General features: G+C 69.4%; 16 protein-coding genes. 9 read left to right on the top strand and 7 right to left on the bottom strand.

What is annotated here, in order from left to right; translation table 11 throughout:
• Positions 1–216: 216 nt before the first annotated feature.
• Both HUG10_RS12650 and HUG10_RS12645 read left to right on the top strand, forming a co-directional pair.
• Positions 217–537: a DUF7344 domain-containing protein gene (locus tag HUG10_RS12650; protein ID WP_179169918.1), complete on the top strand. Its 321-nt coding sequence runs from the start codon at positions 217–219 to the stop codon at positions 535–537.
• Positions 538–674: 137 nt separating this feature from the next.
• Positions 675–824 (top strand): hypothetical protein, encoded by a 150-nt coding sequence (locus HUG10_RS12645; protein ID WP_179169917.1) that lies wholly within the window; start codon positions 675–677, stop codon positions 822–824.
• Between the two features lie 78 nt (positions 825–902).
• Here the strand turns inward: HUG10_RS12645 and lpdA are convergent, their stop codons facing one another.
• Positions 903–2,327, bottom strand: coding sequence for a dihydrolipoyl dehydrogenase (gene lpdA, locus HUG10_RS12640; RefSeq protein ID WP_179169916.1), 1,425 nt, complete (start codon positions 2,325–2,327; stop codon positions 903–905).
• Positions 2,328–2,605: 278 nt separating this feature from the next.
• Between lpdA and glmM the strand changes: the two genes are divergently transcribed.
• Both glmM and HUG10_RS12630 read left to right on the top strand, forming a co-directional pair.
• Entirely contained in the window at positions 2,606–3,967 is a 1,362-nt protein-coding gene (gene glmM / locus HUG10_RS12635) for a phosphoglucosamine mutase (protein WP_179169915.1), read from the top strand.
• Positions 3,968–4,032: 65 nt separating this feature from the next.
• Complete coding sequence (locus HUG10_RS12630) at positions 4,033–4,581, top strand: GNAT family N-acetyltransferase (RefSeq protein WP_179169914.1); 549 nt, start codon at positions 4,033–4,035, stop codon at positions 4,579–4,581.
• Positions 4,582–4,595: 14 nt separating this feature from the next.
• Here the strand turns inward: HUG10_RS12630 and HUG10_RS12625 are convergent, their stop codons facing one another.
• The 6 genes from HUG10_RS12625 to HUG10_RS12600 form a co-directional block, all read right to left on the bottom strand.
• A complete protein-coding gene (locus HUG10_RS12625) occupies positions 4,596–5,780 on the bottom strand; it encodes a DUF7118 family protein (protein ID WP_179169913.1) in 1,185 nt (394 codons plus the stop codon).
• Positions 5,767–6,144, bottom strand: coding sequence for a phosphoribosyl-AMP cyclohydrolase (gene hisI, locus HUG10_RS12620; protein WP_179169912.1), 378 nt, complete (start codon positions 6,142–6,144; stop codon positions 5,767–5,769). Before hisI ends, HUG10_RS12625 begins: the two co-directional genes overlap by 14 nt.
• Positions 6,145–6,267: 123 nt before the next feature.
• Positions 6,268–7,344, bottom strand: a complete 1,077-nt coding sequence (locus tag HUG10_RS12615) for an A24 family peptidase (protein WP_179169911.1) — start codon at positions 7,342–7,344, stop codon at positions 6,268–6,270.
• A gap of 100 nt (positions 7,345–7,444) precedes the next feature.
• Entirely contained in the window at positions 7,445–7,834 is a 390-nt protein-coding gene (gene fer, locus HUG10_RS12610) for a ferredoxin Fer (RefSeq protein WP_179169910.1), read from the bottom strand.
• Positions 7,835–7,988: 154 nt separating this feature from the next.
• Positions 7,989–9,158: an inorganic phosphate transporter gene (locus HUG10_RS12605; protein ID WP_179169909.1), complete on the bottom strand. Its 1,170-nt coding sequence runs from the start codon at positions 9,156–9,158 to the stop codon at positions 7,989–7,991.
• 94 nt (positions 9,159–9,252) lie between these two features.
• Entirely contained in the window at positions 9,253–10,020 is a 768-nt protein-coding gene (locus HUG10_RS12600) for a type IV pilin (protein WP_179169908.1), read from the bottom strand.
• Between the two features lie 114 nt (positions 10,021–10,134).
• Between HUG10_RS12600 and htpX the strand changes: the two genes are divergently transcribed.
• The 5 genes from htpX (at position 10,135) to HUG10_RS12575 (ending at position 15,203) form a co-directional block, all read left to right on the top strand.
• A complete protein-coding gene (gene htpX, locus HUG10_RS12595; protein ID WP_179169907.1) occupies positions 10,135–11,001 on the top strand; it encodes a zinc metalloprotease HtpX in 867 nt (288 codons plus the stop codon).
• Positions 11,002–11,647: 646 nt separating this feature from the next.
• Positions 11,648–12,640 carry a DNA recombination protein RmuC gene (gene rmuC / locus HUG10_RS12590; protein WP_179169906.1) on the top strand — a complete coding sequence of 331 codons (993 nt, stop codon included), beginning with the start codon at positions 11,648–11,650 and terminating at the stop codon, positions 12,638–12,640.
• On the top strand, positions 12,640–13,251 hold the full coding sequence (gene pspAB / locus HUG10_RS12585) for a PspA-associated protein PspAB (protein WP_179169905.1): 612 nt from the start codon (positions 12,640–12,642) through the stop codon (positions 13,249–13,251). The genes rmuC and pspAB overlap by 1 nt, the downstream gene beginning before the upstream one ends.
• Before the next feature lie 162 nt (positions 13,252–13,413).
• On the top strand, positions 13,414–14,607 hold the full coding sequence (locus HUG10_RS12580; protein ID WP_179169904.1) for a CaiB/BaiF CoA transferase family protein: 1,194 nt from the start codon (positions 13,414–13,416) through the stop codon (positions 14,605–14,607).
• A 218-nt stretch (positions 14,608–14,825) separates the two neighbouring features.
• Positions 14,826–15,203, top strand: coding sequence for a DUF7475 family protein (locus HUG10_RS12575; protein WP_179169903.1), 378 nt, complete (start codon positions 14,826–14,828; stop codon positions 15,201–15,203).
• Positions 15,204–15,265: the final 62 nt, after the last annotated feature.

Below are 15,265 nucleotides of genomic sequence, written 5' to 3'. Positions count from 1 at the left end.
CTCCTATCGAGTTCGGCCTGTGACGATGCGGGTGACTGACGCCCTTATTCGTCTGACGTGCGTCCGACTAGCTACAGCAACCGAGAACACAGTATGCGTCTACTTACCCGAGCAGTGGACGACGTACTGACGGCGTTCCGCCGTCCATTCCCGTGGAGGCCCCACGTGGTGCGCATACACAGTTCACCCGATCACTGTGCCGAGCGGACCACACCAATGGACCACCAGCAACAGACCAACCCTGACACGACGAACGAGCTACTGACGCTCCTCTCCGACGAGTACCGCCGCGCTACCATCGCCTACTTCCGGGATTCGTCGGAGAGCGTGTCCTCCCTCGAGGACATCGCGGACGAACTCTGCGAGGAGGATCAGAGCGAAGCGGACCGGATCGCGGTCCAGTTACACCACTCGATCCTCCCTCGACTGGCGGATTCCGGTGTCGTGAACTACGACACGAAGACGAACACGGCCCAGTACCGGGGGCACTCGGAACTGGAGGCGATGCTGGACGGCATTCAGCACGCGTCCCAGTAGCATCCGCCGTCCCCCGTAGCGTTCGGTCGTGGATTCAGACGGCTGCTTCAGCGGCCGCCGGGGTTAAAAACAGTCCGCGGATGCAGGGAGCGTGCTGACGTGAACGAGTTCCGAACTGGGACGCGAAACTGATCGTCATGACGTACGTCGTAACCTGCCCCGAATGCGCTTTCGAGTACGAGATGGAGGACGTGGAGGACGTCCTCGATTTCCAGGACGAACACCGGGCCGACCTCGGCGAACGGCACATCCTCGAGTTTCGGATGGTTCGCCAGAGGGCCCACTGACCGGCCGAGTCACCGTCCACGAGTTCTGAAGAACAGCCGTACGCCGAGTCGGAGGTCGTCCGCGACCGGCCGGCCCGTCTACCGGTTCAGCGTGTGGATCGCCGTCCCCATCGCGTTCTCCGCGGCCTCCATCACGGCCTCCGCGAGCGTCGGGTGGGTGTGGATGGTCGCGGCGACGTCCTCCAGCGTCGCGCCCATCTCGATGGCGAGCGCGAGTTCGGCGACGAGTTCGGAGGCCTCGGGACCGACGATCTGCCCGCCGAGCACGAAGCCCGTCTCCTCGTCGGCGACGACCCGCACGAAGCCGTCCGACTCGCCCATCGTGAGCGCCCGGCCGGAGGCGTTGAACGGCATCTGGCCGACGACGGGGTCGAAGCCCGCCTCCTCGGCTTCCGCCTCGGTCATCCCTACGGTGCCGATCTCGGGTTCGGTGAACACCGCGGCCGGGACGGCCTGGTAGTCCAGCGCGGCGGGTTCGCCCGCGGCGACCTCGGCGGCGACGATGCCCTCCTTGCTCGCCTTGTGCGCGAGCATCGGCTCGCCGGCGACGTCGCCGACCGCGAAGATGCTGTCGACGTCGGTCCGGGCCTGGTGGTCCGTCTCGATGAAGCCCCGGTCGTCCGGTTCGAGGCCGACCGCGCCCAATTCGAGCGTGTCGGTGACGGGCTCGCGGCCGACCGCGACGAGCACCGCGTCGCCGGCGTACTCCGTCTCCATCCCGTCCTCGGTCTCGGTGGTGACGACGACGCCGTTGGGCGACTCGCGCCACGCGCTCGCGCCCTCGCCGAAGTGGAACTCGATGCCGAGTTCCTCCGCGCGCTTGCGGACGATGCGCTTCACGTCGTCCTCGTAGCCCGGGAGGACGTCCTCCAGCATCTCGACGACGGTCACGTCGGTGCCGAGCTTCGCGAGCATCGTCGAGAGCTCCATCCCGATGTAGCCCGCGCCGACGACGACGAGGCGGTCCGGGACGGCCTCCATCCCGAGCAGGTCGCGCGAGGAGAGGACCGGGTCGTCGGCGAAGTCGAAGCCCGGGATCTGCATCGGTCGCGAGCCGGTCGCGACGATGGCGTGCTCGAACTCGATGGACTCGCTGCCCTGTCCCTCGCCGCCGTGGGCGACCCTGAGCTTGTTCTCGTCGGCGAAGGTGGCGGTGCCCTCGATCAGGTTGACGCCGTTGGCCTTGCAGAGCTTCTCGACCCCGCCCGTGAGCCGGTCGACGACGCCCGACTTCCACTCCTGCATCTGGGCCACGTCGACCGCCGGGTCGGCGTGGATGCCGAGTTCCTCGGCGTTGCCCGCCTCGTGGGCGACGTCCGCGCCGTGGATGAACGCCTTCGAGGGGATGCAGCCGTGGTTCAGGCAGACCCCGCCGTAGGCGTCCCGCTCGATGAGGGTGGTGTCGAGCCCCTCCTGGGCGGCGCGGATGGCGGCGACGTACCCGCCGGGTCCAGCGCCGATGACAGCCACGTCCGTGCCGGTCGAGATGTCTCCGACGACCATCTTGTCTCCCCCTTTCGCTCCGGAGTGATAAACTGGCAGGAATTGCTACAAGGTGAAGTGGTCGAGCCACGGCGTCCCGGGAGCGGTTCCGGGTCGACGAGGGAGACAGTTCCCCGCGAGACGCATGAACGACGCCACCCCCCGGGGGAACAGTCGGCACTCTCGGAGCAACGAACCGGACCCAGGTATCAGACCGACGTAATTGAACAGGCAACCGTCACTAAACCGGAAAGTACCTTCGGAACCACTATCCCGACACCGACCCCACACCTTCCCGAATGAAGATCTTCGGCTCCAGCGGGACCCGCGGCGTCGCGGGCGAGGAGCTCACCCCGGAGTTCGTCCTGCGGGTCGCGAAGGCGGCCGCGAGCGTCTGGGACGCCGATCGGGTCGCGCTCGGTCGCGACACGCGGACGACGGGGGCGATGTTCTCCGACGCCGCCGCGGCGGGGATCGCGAGCGCCGGGGTGGACGTCGCCCGGCTCGGCGTGACCCCGACGCCCGCGACGGTCCGCTACTGCGAGGACGAATCGATCCCCGGGGTGCTCATCACCGCGTCGCACAACCCCCCGGAGTACAACGGCGTGAAGCTCGTCGGCGACGACGGCATCGAACTCCCCGTCGACCGGCTCGAGCGCATCGAGGGGGCGCTGGTCGCCGAGACGTTCGACGCCGCCCCCTGGGACGAGGTCGGCGGGACGACCCACGTCACCGACGCGAACGAGGACTACGTCGCGGAGATGCTCGCGACCGTGGGCCGGGAGGCCATCGCCGACGCGGACCTGACGGTCGCGCTGGACCCCGGCCACGGCGCCGGGGCGCTCACCTCGCCCGACTTCTTCCACGAGCTGGGCTGTGAGGTCGTCACGGTCAACGCCCAGCCGGACGGCCACTTCCCCGGTCGCGATCCCGAACCCGTCGAGGCGAACCTCGGCGACCTCGGCCGCCTCGTCCGCGCCGCGGACGCCGACGTGGGCATCGCACACGACGGGGACGCCGACCGCGCCATCTTCTTCGACGAGCGCGGCCGATACGTCGAGGGCGATGCCTCGCTGGCCGCGCTGGCCGCCCACACGCTCTCGGCCGGCGACACCACGGTCGCCGCGGTGAACGTCTCCCAGCGGCTCGTCGACGTCTGCGAGGCGGCCGGCGCGACGCTGGAACTCACCCCGATCGGCTCGACGAACATCATCACGCGGATCCGGCAGCTGTGGGCCGCCGACGAGTCGGTTCCCATCGCCGGCGAGGGCAACGGCGGGGTCTTCTTCCCGGACTACCGGCTGGTGCGCGACGGCGCGTTCATCGGCGCGAAGTTCCTCGAACTGCTCGCCGAGCGCCGCGAGTCGGTCAGCGAGATCGTCGCGCCGTACGGCGACTACCACAACGTCCGGTTGAACCTCGTGTACGACGACGAGCGCGAACTCGACGCGATGCTCGCGGCGGCCGAGGAGTACGCCGCCGCCGCCGACGCGACGCCGACGACCATCGACGGCCACCGCCTCGACTACGGCGACGCCTGGGTGCTCGTGCGCCCCTCCGGCACCGAGCCGAAGGTCCGCATCTACGCCGAGGCCCGCGACCGCGACCGCGCCGCCGGACTCGCCGCCGAGGTCCACGAGGCGCTCGACGACGCCCGCTGAGGCGACGTTCCGCCGCACCCGGATTCCGCCCCCCGATTTTTCACGTCGGCGTGAGAGCGCCCGATATGGAGATCCGTCCGGTCGACTCGATCGAGGAGTTCCGCGACGCGATGGCGGTGAACCGTGCGGCGTGGCGCGACGCGTACGACGACATCCTGCCCGCGGAGGTCCTCGACGGGCTCGACGTACCCGAGGGCGACGCGTTGCGCGAACTGTACGCCGACGCGTGCGCGGAGGGACAGCACTTCCTCGTCGCCCTCGACGGCGGGCCGGACACGGGACGCGGCGACTCGGGCGCCACCGACGTCGTCGGCTTCGCCCAGTTCGTCCACCATCCCAGGCTCAGCAAGCCGTTCGTCGGCGACGAGGAGACCGGCCTTCGCGCGCTCTACGTCGAACCCGACGAGCAGGGCGAGGGCGTCGGGAGCGAGTTGCTCGGTTCCGGGTTCGACCGCCTCCCGTCCGACACCGACGCCGTCGCGCTCGAAGTGTTCCGCGAGAACGACGACGTACGGGAGTTCTACGAGTCCCGGGGGTTCGATCGGCGGGGGGAGAACAGCTTCGAGGTCGGCGAGGAGCAGTACCCGACCGTCGTGTACGAGAAGCCGGTCTGAGGCGTGCAGGTGCCTCAGGTGCCGTCGGTGTCGGCGTCCTCGAGCGCCTCGCGAAGCCGCTCGCGCTCGGCCCGCGCCGCCTCCAGTTCCTCGGCGATCGCACCCGACTCCAGTTTCCCGCGCTCCTCGTCGGTGAGATCCGCCTCCGCGACGGCGACCCGGCGGAGCCGGTCGTAGTCGTCCCGCGTGACCGCCCGCCGGAGCTCCCTGGCGTCGGCGACGACCGACTCGTCCGCGAACTTCGCGACCACCGAGACGAGTTCGCCGGCCAGCGCGCGGAGTTCGCCCGCCGGCGGGGCGGGCCAGCCGACCGTCAGCGGGTCGGCCGAGAGCCGGTCGAGGTAGGTCCGATGGACCGGGACCCGCGTCCGGAACGCGCCGGGGTCGTCGACGTAGTGGCCGAGCTTCGAGGCGGAGTAGTCGGCGTACTCAAGCAGGTCGGGCAGCGGCTCGGTGCCGACCTCGTGGTCCTCGACGTAGGCGAGGAGTTCGTCGGGCGGCGTCTCGAACTCGACCAGCGGGTAGTGGGCGGTGTCGTCGACGAAGCCGAGCAACTCGCGGGCGCTCGCCTCGCGCCGGAAGTCGGCGAACGCGTCCCGGACGGACCCGTCGTACGTCTCGACCGTCTCGCGGAGGTCGGCGACCCGTTGGTCGACGTCTGCCCCGCCGTTCCCGTCCGCGCCGGCGTGTTCGGAGGCCGCGTCGAACGCGTCGCCCAGTTCCAGCACGCGCTCGCGGTCGGCGATCCGGTCGTCGAGGACCGCGATCCGGCGCTCGACGTCCCGTTCGGCCTCGCGGACCGCCCTCCCGGCCTGCTCGCGGTCGGACAGCAGATCGGTGAGCTCCCGGGCGGGAGCGAGGTGTTCGCGCGCCGCCGCGAAGTCCGACTCCGAGAGGCGGCGCTGGTCGATCGTCCCGTTGGCGGCCTCGAAGGCGTCCCGCGCCGGGAGGTCGTCGGGGAGCCCCTCCACGAGGTCGGCGAACTCGCCCTGGAACTCGACGTACGCCTGGAAGTCGCCCGTCCCGGTCGCCGAGTCCTCGTACCGGTCGAGCAGCCCCTCGGCGCGTGTCAGCGCGTCCCGGACCCGTTCGAGGTCAGCCTCGCCGTGTTCGGCGACCGCCGACTCGGCGTCCGCGAGGCGCCGGCGCGCCTCCCGGAGCGCGGTCCCCGCGTCCGCCCCCGTCTCACTCGTAGACATCGTCGGGGTCGAAGACGCGTTCGCCGACCTCCTCGCCGTCGACGGTGCGGTGGAAACACGACCGGAAGCCGGTGTGGCAGGCGCCGCCGGCCTGGTCGACGAGGTAGAGGAGCGCGTCTGCGTCGCAGTCGACGCGGACCTCCTCGACCTCCTGGGTGTGGCCGCTGGTGGCGCCCTTCTCCCACAGTTCATCGCGCGACCGGGAGTAGTAGTGCGCACGACCCGTCTCGCGGGTGCGGGCGAGCGCGGCCTCGTCGGCGTACGCGAGCATCAGCACCTCGCCGGTGTCGGCGTCCTGGGCGACGGCGGGGACCAGCCCGTCGTCGCCGAAGTCAACCTCGACGCCCTCGGCGGTCGAACTCATACGCGGGGGGAGGTGCGACGGGCCGATATGTCTTGTGCGTCAGTTCGTCGGGGGGTGGGGCGTTCCAGGCTATCGTTGTCCAACATCCTCCCATCACCTCTCTCGACATCCCCCCACACTCGTCTACAGCAGTCCTCCGGCCGCGAGAATGAGCGTCAGCACGTCGCCGAAGGTGAGCGACACGACCAGCCCGAGGAACAGCGGCACGACGAACGGGAGCCCGGGTGACACCCAGACGGCGTCCGCCTCCGAGACGGTCTCCAGGCCCTCGCGGAGCGTCTCGGGGTCGGTGCCGTACGCGGTCCCCTCGATGGAGTCGAGGAACCGCTCGGCCGCCCACGGGTCGTCGAACTCGGCCGTCTCGGTGGCCGTCGCGGGCCCGTCGGAATCGGCCGTCCCCGGCGGATTGGACACGTCCCCCTCCGCCGGGACGCCGCCGTCGGTCCGCGGGCCGACGTGGACCGCGCCGTCGGTCGGTTCGCCGGTCCCGGTGACGCTGACGGGGTCGCGGTGGCGGGCGGGGTCGGCGCGGAGGTCCTCGAGCGTCGACCGTCGCCAGCGGAGGTACATCCGGAGCGCGTCGAGGTCGAGCCCGCGGGAGGGGAGCGGGCCGTCCGCGTCGAGCAGCGAGCCGTGCCGGTCGGGCAGGTCCCTCACGTCGGTCCACTCGCCGACGAACATCGCCGGCGAGATCCGACCGGCGAGCGCGTTCCTGACCCCGAGCGAGAGGACGAAGGCCGCGCCGAGCAGGACGCCGTTCGTCAGCGCCGACATCGCCGTCACGCCGAGCGTGGAGGGGTACAGCGGGAAGACGGCATTGTGGATCCAGGCGACCCCGGGGAGCACCGCCGTCGGGACGATGTACTCGGGCGTCGCGGGGAAGGCAACCGCGAGCACGACGAGCGCCTTCATGTCCGCGCCGCCGAACGCCGCCAGCCGGTAGGCGAGCACGGAGAACGGGACGAGGAACAGCAGCGAGAAGCCGGTGCGGACGAGGAACAGCCGTCCCTCGAAGCCGGCGAATGGGTACGCGGCGGCGACGTCGAGCGCCAGCGCGAGGAGGCCGATCGCGAGCAGCGGCGGCCAGAGCCGGTTGGGCAGCCGACGGGTGCGGACGTCGCGGTAGGCCGCCCACGCGAACGCCGGCACGACCAGGAGGCGGAGCAGGTCGGCCAGCGTGGCGATACCGAGCACGGTCATTGGGGGCAACGGGAACCGGGGGGAGTTAGCCGTTGGGAAAGCGGGTGCGGCGGCTAGGCAGTCCGGAGAACGAAAACGGAAGTGAACGGATCGGCCCGGGCTAGATGACGCGGTTCTGCAGGTAGTCGAGGTGCTTCGCGTTGTAGACGATCTGGATCTCGTCGGTCGCCGGCGACCCGATGCAGGTGAGCCGGACGTTCTTCTCCTCGACCTCCTCGTCGGAGAGGATCTGCTGCATGTCCATTTCGATCTCGCCCTCCGTCACGATCGCCGCGCAGTTCGCGCAGGCGCCGGCGCGGCACGAGAACGGCCAATCGTACCCCTGTGCCTCCGCGGCCTCGAGGATGTACTCGCCCTCGTTGACCTCGAGTTCGCCGTAATCCTCCGCGTCGAGGCCTGCATCGGCGGCCTCGTCGAAGAGGTCGTCGTCGTCCATTTCCCAGCCGTGGTCATCCAGCACTTCGTAGTTGAGGTATTCGACCGTGGGCATCATGGACGGCTTCGGTCGCCGCCCAATTAGATGTTGCTATCTCGCGGCCCGAATTCAGCGGATAGAAGGGTTTAGGCCAGCCAAAAGGCCGGATCGCGGTCGGTACTCACCCGGACTGCCCGGAGCTGATCGACCGCCCACCCGGGATCGGGAGTCACACGGGGGCGACGGTGAACAGGACGAACGACGCCGCGAACGAGAGCGACGGCGTGAGGATCCAGAAGAAGATGACCCTGCCGGTCGTCCCGGGGTTGAACAGGTCGTCCGCGAGCAGTTCCTCGCCCGTCTCCTCGCCGACGCGCGGGACCTCCCGCTCGCCCTCGCTCTCGGCGGTGAGCGCGTTCACCGACACCTCCGGGCGCTCGCCGCGGACCGCGTCACCGACGCTCGTCGTCCTGGTGGCCCGGCCCCAGCCGAGTCCGACGATGCACATCGTCGCCGAGACGGCCAGCGACGCGGGGATGTCGATGTACGAGAGGAACGTGATGAGGCTCGCGGAGACGACCTCGACGATGAGCGCCGCGAGCAGCGGCAGGTCGGTGAGGTCGTTGCCGACGGTGTCGAGCGTCCGCCTCGCGATGGTGAACGCGCCGAGGCCGATGGCGCCGCCGGCGACGAGGATGCCCGCCTCGATCGAGAGGTTCGCCTCGGGGCTCCCGACGAGCGGCGCGACGGCGTTGGCGGCGTTCGACGCCCCGGCGGAGAACGCCATGTAGCAGGCGATGACGACGACGACCACAGTTCCGACCAGTTCGCGGGTCGTCGTCCCGGGCGCGCGCCGGACCCGCGGGACGCCCCCGCCGACGGCGAACTCGACGATCGGACCGTCGGAGCGGTCGATGGCGAACTTGGCGTCGAGGTACGGGTAGAGGTAGCGGCCGATGACCGCGCACAGCCAGAAGGCGATGACGGGCGAGACGAGCCACCAGCCGACGATGCGGACCATCACGTCCGAGTTCAGGGTGTTCGTCGCCGCGCCCAGGCCCGCGATGGCGCCGACGGCGGTCATCGAGGTCGAGGCGGGGACGCCGAACGTGTTGGAGATGAGCAGCGCGAGGCCGACGAAGAAGAGGACGGCGACGCTCGCGACGAGCGTGAACTGGCCGGAGGGGACGATTCGACCCCCCATCGTGGCGATGACGCCACGGCCGACCGTCCACGCGCCCGCGAGCGCGAACCCGGTCATCAACCCCGCCGCGGTGAGTTTCGAGACGAGTCCGCTGCCGACCGCGGGGCCGAACGCGACGCCGGTGGAGGAACCGCCGATGTTGAAGCCGACGAAGACGGCGACCGCGAGCCCGACGAGGAGGAGGAGTTCGACCACAGCGACCAGAGCGGCCGATGCGAGATAAGTCCCACGTCCGGAGCACGCCCGCTAGGACGAGGTGACAGACCGGGCTGCTCGGACGTTGGGGGAGCTACCAGGGCCACCAGTTCCAGCCGCCGTCGCCCCGGTCGTCGGGGTCCTCCTGGCCGTCGTCGTCACCGCCCCACCAGTCGTCCCACCAACCGCCGTCGTCGTCGTCCACGTCGACCCGCCGGGTCCGCCCGTCGCCGCGGTAGAGGACGACGCGGAGGTCCGAGAACCGTTCGTCGGTCCGGAGCTCCACGCGGACGTTCTTGTGGTCGGGATTCGTCGCCTCGAAGAACTGTACTTCGGGCGGGGTCGGCACCGGCGTAGACGTGGCCGTGGGCTTGTCGGTCGGGGTGGCGGTCGATGTCGCCGTCGGCGTGGGGGAGTCCGTCGGCGTCGCGGTCGGCCCCGATCCGACCCGGACCGTCGTCCGGTCGACGACCGCCCCGGAGGGGCCGTGGACGACGAGGAGGTCGAGCTCGACCGCTCGGTCGAACGGGAACGGGATAGCGCCGTAGCGCCACGTCGATCCCGGCCGGAAGACGGCCCCGCCGCCCGCGAGCGTTCCGGCGGTGAACGGGCGGGTCGTGCTCCCGTTCGGGCCGCGAACGACCAGCGAGAGGTCGGAGAGGGGGGCGGCGTCGCCGCCGGCGTGCGTGACGGAGACGGCGGTTCCGTCGGCGTCGAAGCGGTAGTCGCCGAGCGCGGGCGCGGTGGACTCGGCGTTCGACATCGACTCGACGACGGCGAACCCGACGGTGAAGGCGAGCAGGAGAACGACGGCGGTGACCGTCACCACGCCGATGGCCTCGGTCTGTGCGCGCCCGGACACGGGATTCGTCTCCAGCGGTCCGCAGTAAAACGCCGTCGCCCCGAATATCGCGCCCTGATAGTGGGGACGGGCCTCCACGACAGCGTTTAAGCCGTGAAGCGATTACGATGGGGTATGGAGTGGAAAACGGACTGGGGCCTCCGCGGCCGCATGATCTTCACGATGTTCCTCCTGTTCGCCCTCTACATCGTCTTCGCGGCGGTGATCTCACAGACGAGCTACGCCGGTTTCCTGATCCTCATGGTACCGTTCCTGTTCGTCCAGTTCTTCTTCAGCGACAAGCTGGCGCTGTACTCGATGGGCGCCAAGAAGGTGAGCGAGGAGGAGTATCCGGGACTGCACGCGAAAATCACTCGGCTGAGCCAGCAGGCCGACCTGCCCAAGCCGAAGGTCGCGGTGGCCGACTCGCGCGTCCCGAACGCGTTCGCGACGGGGCGCTCGCAGAAGAGTTCGGCCGTCTGCGTCACGACGGGTCTCCTTCGCACCCTCGACGACGAGGAGCTGGAGGGCGTGCTCGCCCACGAACTGGCCCACGTGAAGAACCGCGACGTGATGGTGATGACCATCGCCTCGTTCCTCTCGACAATCGCGTTCATGGTCGTCCGCTGGGGCTGGCTGTTCGGCGGCGGGCGCAACCGCAACAACGGCGGCATGCTCGTCGCCATCGTCGCCTCGCTGGCCGTCTGGATCGTCTCGTTCTTCCTGATCCGGGCGCTCTCGCGCTACCGCGAGTACTCGGCGGACCGCGGCGGGGCGGCCATCACGGGCAAGCCGGGCGCGCTCGCGTCCGCGCTGCTCACCATCGACGGCCGGATGGACAAGGTGCCCGACGACGACCTCCGCGAGACCTCGGAGATGAACGCGTTCTTCATCATCCCGCTGAAGAGCGGGGTCGTCGGGAAGCTGTTCTCGACGCACCCGAGCACCGAGAAGCGCGTGGAGCGCCTTCGGAACCTGGAGCGGGAACTCGAAACGGTCTGATTCTTCTTCCGTTTCGACGTTTCCGGATGGGCGTGAGGTTCGGTTTCTCGAATGAGCGTTTCGACGAACGGGAACGGCTCGAAAGCCCCCCGACTTCTGCGCTCGCGCGGCACGCTCTGCGCTCCTCGCGCTCAGTCGCTCCACTCCTTCGCGCTGCGGTGCTTGAGGCGCCGTGCTTCGCACAGAAGCCGGCCCCTTTCAGTCCCGCCCCGTTGGACGGTCAGCCGCCATTATGTGCTGTCCCCAGGCCTCCCCGGCGGGCGCGGCTCGCTCACTCCGGTCGCTCGCGGTGCGCCCGCACGCATCCTATCGACCGTCGGCCGACAAACGATGGAGGAGACTACCGACGGCGTGCACACTCGGTAGTCGGGCTCCGTCGCTCGGTCGAACGTCCAGCGGGTGGGACTGAAAGGGGCCGCGGATCTCGGCGAATCCCGAGGCCTCAAGCACCCGCAGGAGGGAGGCCGCAGGCCGACCGACGAGGAGCGCAGAGCGTCTCGCGGGAGCCGAGACCCGCGGGGGCTTTCGTAATCGTGTCGAGTCCAGTAGAGCCAGTCACACGTGGAGCACTTGCAACGACGATCACACGAAGTCACCCGACGAATACGAACGAATCCTTTTACGGAGAGTTTCCGTACGCCGGTGTATGCTCCCGCTCCAGTCGGGCGGCACCACGTCGACGGTGCTGCTCGTGGCCGCCGTGACGCTGCTGCTCGTCGTGGCGTTTCTCCTGCTACAACTCTGGCTCTCCGTCCGGTCGCTCAGTGCCCAGGACACCGACGTCGAGGTCGACTCGGACGCGCTCACCACGGCCGTGAGCCGGACGTTCACCGACCTCGAGTTCGCCGAGAAGGTGGACCGCATCGAGCAGCACGCGGGGAAGATGCGGAGCCTCCACTCGGACCTCGACAGCATGCTCCGGGACCCCCGGAAGCGCGGCGCCTTCGGCGAGGAGCAGCTCGACGTGCTGCTCTCGGACCACCTGCCGCCCGAGATGTACGGCCTCCGCGAGCGCGTCGTCGACGGGAAGACGCCCGACGCCCACATCCGCACCTCGTCGGGGCTCGTCTGCGTTGATGCGAAGTTCCCGCTGGACAACTACGAGCGCGCCGTCGGGACCGACGACGAGGACGAGGCCGCCCGCTACCGCGACGCGTTCGCGCGCGACGTGGAGTCGCAGCTCGAGAAGATCGCGACCGACTACGTCCGTCCCGCGGCGGGCACGACCGACTTCGCGTTCGCGTTCATCCCCTCCGAGAGCGTCTACTACCACCTCGTCACCGAGGAGTACGACCTGCTCCGCGAGTACACGCGCCGCGGCGTGCAGGTGGTCTCGCCGCTCACCTTCGGCCACAAGCTCGAACTCATCAAGGCCGACGTGCAGGCGCGACAGCTCTCCGAGCAGGCCGAGGAGGTCGCCGCCGAACTCGACTCGCTCCGGGACGCGTTCGCCTCGGTCGAGGACGAGTGGGGCGTCCTGCAGACGCACGTCCGGAACGCGGCGAACAAGGCCGAGGACGTTGACCGGCAGTACCAGCGGCTCCGCGGTGAGTTCGACCGGATCGACGGGCCGTCGCTCGCGGCCGACGGGGAACTCGCCGCCGACGGGCAGGGCGCTGCCGACGGGGAGGGGAGCTGATGGGGCTGTTCGACTCCGTCAAGGCGGCGCTCGGCATCAGCGCCGAGAGCGACGCCACGCGCGACGCGGACCCCGACGACCTGTTCGGGATGAGCACCGCCTACGTGACGATGGAGGCCGACCTCGGCTTCGCCCCGGTCGGCGAGGCCGCGCTCTGCTTCTCCTCGGTCGACTCCACCGACTTCGCCTCGACCGTCGAGGAGGTCGAGGACATCCTCCACGCCGGGAGCGAGGAGACGGGCACCGAGTTCCGCCGGCACGAGGACGACCACGGCTACCACTGGGTCGTGCTCGCCGACGACGACCCCGAGGACCTGGTCACCTCGGTCCACTTCGCGGCGGATACGTTCGTCGAGCGCGGATACGGCTCGCGGCTGCTCGCGGCGGTCTTCGGGTTCGAGCGGACGAGCGATTCGAGCGACCGAGCCTACTGGGTGTACTCGTTCCGCCGCGGCGCCTACTACCCGTTCGCCCCGAAGGACGGCGAGCACGACAAGCGGATCGAGGGCAAACTCGAGTCGGTGCTCGACGGGGAACTCGACCTCGAACCCGAGAAGGAGTACTGGTACCCCCTCTGGCCCGGCCGCCGCGGCGGCCACCCCTGGGAGTAGGTCGGCCACCCCGAACCCGAACCGGAACCGGGGCCGTCCGAAGGGTCTGGTAACGTCTCGAGTCCATCCGGAGGGTCGATTGACCCGCCGAGTCCGCCCGACTGCGGCGACGTGAACGCGAAGCGGGGCAATGCTTTTTTCAGCGGCAGACGGCCGTCCCGTATGGACAACCGGATCTTCGAGGACCTGCTCGTCGTCGACCTCTCGACGTTCGTGACGGGCGGGTTCTGCTCGCTGATGCTGGCGAACCAGGGCGCCGACGTGGTGAAGGTGGAGCGCCCGGGCGTCGGCGACGACATCCGACACTCCGGGCCGCCGTTCGTCGACGGCGACTCGCCGTACTACTGGACGGTCAACTACGACAAGCGCTCCGTGGAACTCGACCTTAAGTCCGCTGAGGGGCTCGCCGCCCTCTACGACCTGGCGGCCGAGGCCGACGTGTTCGTGCAGAACTTCCGCCCCGGCACGGCCGAGAAACTCGGCGTCGACTACGATCGCATCCGCGAGGAGAACGAGGACGTGATCTACTGTGCCATCTCGGCGTTCGGCCAGACCGGCCCGTGGAGCCAGCGACCCGGCTACGACCTCCTCGTCCAGGGCATGTCCGGCATCATGTCGGTCACCGGCGAGGCCAACGGCGGCCCCGTGAAGGTCGGGCTCCCGCAGACAGACCTCATCACCGGGATGTGGGCGGCGTTCGGCATCTCCTCGGCGCTGTACCGACGCGAGCGCACCGGCGAGGGCGAGTACATCGACCTCGGGATGCTGGACGCCACGCTCCCGTGGCTCACGAAACAGGCCGGCAAGGTGTTCGCCGGCGAGGAGCCCGGGCGGATGGGGACGAAGGACCCCGTGCTCGCGCCGTACCAGTCGTTCGAGACCGCCGACGGCCACATCAACGTCGCCTGCCTGAACCAGAAGCTCTGGCGGGGCTTCTGCGAGGCGATCGACCGCGGGGACCTCCCCGAGGACGAGCGGTTCGAGACGAACGCCGACCGGGTCGGACACATGGACGAGCTCGAACGCGAGATCGAGTCGCGGCTCGCCGACCGGTCCACCGACGAGTGGATGGACGTCTTCGTCGAGGCGGGCATCCCCGCCGGCCCGGTCCGGGACGTCGAGGACGCCCTCTACAACGAACAGACCGAGTCGCGGGGGGTCATGCGCACGCTGGAGAAGGGCGGCACCGAGGTGCCGGTCATCGAGCACCCGCTGAACTTCGCGCACAGCGACAGCGGCTTCGAGTCGCCGCCACCGGACCTCGGCGAACACACTCGCGAGGTGTTCGCCGACCTGGGCTACGACGAGGACCGACTCGACGAGATGGCCGAGGCGGGCGCGTTCGGCGACGACTGAGGGCCGGTTTGGAATCTCGAAGCGACTCTCTTCGACGGATCGACGACAGACGAACAGTGGCGTGTGGGAGGACAGGTGTCGCGCTGTTCGCCCAGTACGGGGGAGCGATCCGTCGTCGAGATCCGTGACCTGGCGTCACTCGGCCGTCGGTAGTTCGACTACCCAATCGTCGCGAACCTGGTCACGATACCTTCCGTCCACCGAGAACGACCAGTTCCATGGCTGGTCAACCGGCTACCTCGCAGGAGTCCCGATCGGTGGTGAGTCCCCCGTCGCACTATCTGGGCTACGTCGTCGTCCTCGCGGCACTCGCCTCGGCCGCGATCCACCTGCTGCTGGCACCACGAGTGATGGCGTTCGATCGGACGACGGGCGTCCTCTTCTATCTGAACGGCCTCGGCTGGATCGGGGGAGTTCTCGTGTGCCTCAGCCGCTACTGGCGGCGTGAGCTCTATCCCGTCGCCGCCGGATACGCGATCGTAACGATCCTCGCCTTCTTCGACATGGGCGAGCAGGTCAACCCGCTCTCTATCGCCTCGAAAGTCGCCGAAGCCGTCGTCGCACTCGTCACGCTCTACCTCTATACGTCCGACTAGACCGCGCACGACCGCGGACCACCTCACCACTACTTCTTTCCGGAAGAACTCTCATTACGGAG

It is taken from the genome of Halorarum halophilum (genome assembly GCF_013401515.1).
Lineage (GTDB): Archaea > Halobacteriota > Halobacteria > Halobacteriales > Haloferacaceae > Halorarum > Halorarum halophilum.
This window is presented reverse-complemented; position numbering and strand designations above follow the sequence as displayed.